The following is a 3,786-nucleotide window of genomic DNA, read 5'->3' on the forward strand; positions in this document are numbered from 1 at the left end:
CGACCGTCAACTATCCTGTCCTCGCCAACATGAAGGACGCCGCCGCGCTGCGCGAGATGACGATGGGCAAGGCGGTGGCGGAAGCGGCTTTCCGCCGCGAGATCAGGCATTTCGCCTTTCCGTTCGGCGATCGCTCTTCGTTTCGGCGCAGCCACGTCGTGATGGCGGAGGAGGCCGGCTTTGCCAGCGCGGTGTCGACGATATCAGGCATCGTGGATGCAGAGGGGCGGACCAATCTGCGCGCGCTGCCGCGGATCTCCTGGGACGGCCGGGTGCGCTCGCTGCGCATGTTGCGCGTGCTGGTGTCGGGTGTTGCCTTTGCGCCGGTGAAGCCGACCGCTACGAGCCAGACTTGACCCGGTCGGGCCGCTGCATCCAGCTCACGATCGGCATCGCCGGCAGCACCCAGCCCATGCCGACCACCACGTAGTAGATCGCCTGCCGCCAGCCGGACTCGGCGATCCACGGCATCTGCGCGGCCGCCATCCCGAGCAGGGCCCAGACGGTGGCCAGCACCAGGAGCAGGATGGCGCCGAGGAACTTGCGGGTGCGGATCGTCATGGCGGGAGCTTGCTGCTTTCGCGTAACTTGCACTGAGGGAGCGGGGGACTATAAGGGGCACGCAGTCCGGTTCAAGTCTCTTGGGTCCAAGGCTTGGTTTTGCCCCTGAAATGACGACGATTTCCGCTCCAATCAACCCGCATCGCGCCGTGCGCTGGTGGCTGATCGCCGTGGCCGCTTTGATCGCGCTGATGGTGCTGGTCGGTGGCGCGACCCGGCTGACGGAATCCGGCCTCTCGATCGTCGAATGGAAGCCGGTCGCGGGCAGTGTTCCGCCGCTATCGGAGGCGCAGTGGACCGAGGCGTTCGAGGCCTACAAGAAGATCCCGCAATATCGCGAACTCAACGCGGGCATGAGCCTGTCCGAGTTCAAGGAGATCTTCTGGTGGGAGTGGAGCCACCGGCTTCTCGGCCGCTTCATCGGCGTCGCCTATCTCCTGCCGTTCCTGTTCTTCCTGTGGCGCGGCGGCCTCCCCGGCGAGTTGAAGCGGCGTCTATGGCTGCTCTTCGCGCTTGGCGGACTCCAGGGCGCGGTCGGCTGGTGGATGGTGGCCTCGGGCCTGACCGAGCGGGTCGAGGTCTCGCAATATCGGCTGGCGACACATCTGCTGCTCGCGCTTCTGATCTTCGCCGGGATCGTCTGGACGGTGCGGCGGCTCAAAGAGCGGCCGCAGATCGCAGCACCGGCCCGGCTGCGGTTCACGAGCGCGCTGCTTCTCGTCGTGACCTTCGTGCAGATCTATTTCGGCGCGCTGGTCGCGGGCCTGCGCGCCGGGCGTGCCTACAACACGTGGCCGCAGATCGATGGCGCGTTCATCCCGTCGGCGGACCGGCTGTGGTTCGAGACGCCGTGGTGGCGCAACATGTTCGACAATGTGCTGACGGTGCAGTTCGAACACCGCATGACGGCCTATGCGCTGTTCATGCTGGCGGCGCTGCACGCGATCGACGCGGCGCGCTCGCGCGCAGGGTCGGCAGCGACCGGCGCGCTGTGGCTGTTTGCGGCAGTGAGCCTGCAGGCGGTGCTCGGCATTCTCACGCTGCTCAACCAGGTGCCGATCGATCTCGCGCTCGCCCACCAGGCAGTCGCGATCGTGGTGTTGACGCTTGCGGTGATGCAGGTCGAACGGCTGGCCTCGCGACAATCTGCGGAAGCACAGCCGCGCGCGGTTCCGGTCAGTCAGCCCGGCTGATCACCATCAGCCCGGCTGATCACCATCGCCCCGGCTGATCAGCAATAGCCGTAAACGCCGCACGCGTAGGGCAGGCGCCAGAAATAGTCGACCTGCTTCCCGCCGTAATACGCGCCCTGATAATCGTAGCTCCAGGGGCGACCATAATAGCCCGGCAGCGCGTGGGAGCCGGGCAGCAGCGGCGTCCCCGGCAGGTTGCGGATGTAGCTGCCGATGCCATAGGCCGGCGAGATCAGCGCATCCGGATCGGTTTCGACATAGACCTGTGGCGGGTCCTGCGGCACGACAACGCGCCGCTTCGCCGTCGCCGGCAGATCGGCGGCGAGCACGCTTGAGACCGTCAGCATCGCCGCAAGGGCAGGCACCATCCAGCGCAGCATCGTCGGCTCCGAATCAAAGGGGCGATCCAAGGACGATGTATGGGGCGGGTATGGTTAATGAGTATTAACCGGCGTCGTCATTCCGGGGCGGTCCGCCAGGACCGAACCCGGAATCCAGAGGTGAGCAAATGACCTCGATGTTCCGGGTTCGGTGCTCCGCACCACCCCGGAACGACCGGAGGGGACTACGCTCCCAGCGCCTGTTCCAGGTCCGCGATCAGGTCTTCCTTGTCCTCGATGCCGACCGAGAGCCGCACCACGTCGGGGCCGGCGCCGGACTTGATCTTGGCGGCGTCGTCGAGCTGGCTGTGCGTGGTCGAGGCGGGGTGAATCACGAGCGAGCGAGTGTCGCCGACATTGGCGAGGTGCGAGAACAGCTGCAGTTTCGACACCAGGCTGACACCGGCGTCATAGCCGCCCTTCAGGCTGAAGGTGAACACCGCGCCCGCGCCCTTCGGCGCGTATTTGCGCGCGAGCTGGTGGTACTTGTCGTTTGGAAGACCCGCATAGCTCACCGAGGCCACTGCCGGATGGCCGGCGAGGAATTCGGCGACCGCCTTGGCATTGTCGCAGTGTTTCTGCATGCGCAGCGGCAGCGTCTCGATGCCGGTCAGGATCATGAAGGCGTTGAAGGGCGACAGCGCGGGGCCTAGATCGCGCAGGCCCAGCACGCGGCAGGCGATCGCGAAGGCGAAATTGCCGAAGGTCTCCTGCAGGCGGATGCCGTGATATTCGGGGCGCGGCTCCGACAGCATCGGATATTTTCCGCCCGTGGACCAGTCGAAGGTGCCGGCGTCGACGATGATGCCGCCGAGCGAATTGCCGTGGCCGCCGAGAAATTTCGTCAGCGAGTGCACGACGATGTCGGCGCCGTGGTCGATCGGACGGATCAGGTAGGGCGAGGCCAGCGTGTTGTCGACGATCAGCGGCACGCCCGCCTTGCGCGCCACCGTCGAGATCGCCTCGATGTCGGTGATGCTGCCGGCGGGGTTGGCGATCGACTCGATGAAGATGGCCTTCGTGCGCGGCGTCACCGCGCGCTCGAAGCTTGCGATGTCATCGGGATCGGCCCACATCACGTTCCAGCCAAAGCTCTTGAACGCGTGCGTGAACTGGTTGATCGAGCCGCCATAGAGCTTTCGCGCGGCGATGAATTCGTCGCCGGGCTGAAGCAACTGCTGCAGCACCACGACCTGCGCGGCATGGCCCGAGGCCACCGCCAGCGCGGCCGTGCCGCCTTCGAGCGCGGCGACGCGCTCTTCCAGCACGGCGTTGGTCGGGTTGCCGATGCGGGTATAGATGTTGCCGAACGCCTGCAGGCCGAACAGCGAAGCGGCGTGGTCGGCATCGTTGAAGACGAAGGACGTCGTCTGATAGATCGGCGTTGCGCGCGCACCGGTGGTGGGGTCGGGCTGTGCACCGGCATGCACGGCAAGGGTTGAAAATCCCGGAAGGCGATCGCTCATTTGGGCGTCCTATGTCTTGTGGTCTGAAATCGCGCGGCATGCTGATCGGCGCCGCGCTCGCCGTCAAGGCGCGGCCTCACATCGGAATGATCGTGCTACGCATTGTCGCGTTCGCGAAAGAAATCCTTCGCAACTGCGTCAGCTCTGCTCGCTCTTGTTTTTCGCGGCGCGATCGGATGCCGCCGT

Annotated in this window: 4 protein-coding genes and 1 pseudogene; 2 read left to right on the top strand and 3 right to left on the bottom strand. The window is 65.7% G+C overall.

The genetic code is table 11. The annotated features are described in order from the left end of the window. A pseudogene (locus IC50_RS29175) lies at nt 1-356 on the top strand (polysaccharide deacetylase family protein); the annotation flags it as partial. On the opposite strand, the gene IC50_RS29180 reads toward IC50_RS29175, so the two are convergent. After that, nucleotides 340-561: a DUF2842 domain-containing protein gene (locus tag IC50_RS29180; protein WP_018320088.1), complete on the bottom strand. Its 222-nt coding sequence runs from the start codon at nt 559-561 to the stop codon at nt 340-342. The pseudogene IC50_RS29175 and the gene IC50_RS29180 overlap by 17 nt on opposite strands. Nucleotides 562-671: 110 nt before the next feature. On the opposite strand from IC50_RS29180, the gene IC50_RS29185 reads away from it, so the two are divergent. Then, nucleotides 672-1,754 (top strand): COX15/CtaA family protein, encoded by a 1,083-nt coding sequence (locus tag IC50_RS29185; protein WP_035712916.1) that lies wholly within the window; start codon nt 672-674, stop codon nt 1,752-1,754. Between the two features lie 38 nt (nt 1,755-1,792). On the opposite strand, the gene IC50_RS29190 is transcribed toward IC50_RS29185, so the two are convergent. Continuing rightward, the gene (locus tag IC50_RS29190) at nt 1,793-2,134 is read right to left on the bottom strand and encodes a hypothetical protein (protein WP_035712919.1); all 342 of its coding nucleotides are present in this window, start codon (nt 2,132-2,134) and stop codon (nt 1,793-1,795) included. A gap of 185 nt (nt 2,135-2,319) precedes the next feature. Then, on the bottom strand, nt 2,320-3,600 hold the full coding sequence (locus IC50_RS29195) for an O-acetylhomoserine aminocarboxypropyltransferase (RefSeq protein ID WP_035712921.1): 1,281 nt from the start codon (nt 3,598-3,600) through the stop codon (nt 2,320-2,322). Nucleotides 3,601-3,786 lie beyond the last annotated feature (186 nt).

Source organism: Bradyrhizobium genomosp. I (2014), assembly GCF_000261685.1.
Lineage (GTDB): Bacteria > Pseudomonadota > Alphaproteobacteria > Rhizobiales > Xanthobacteraceae > Bradyrhizobium.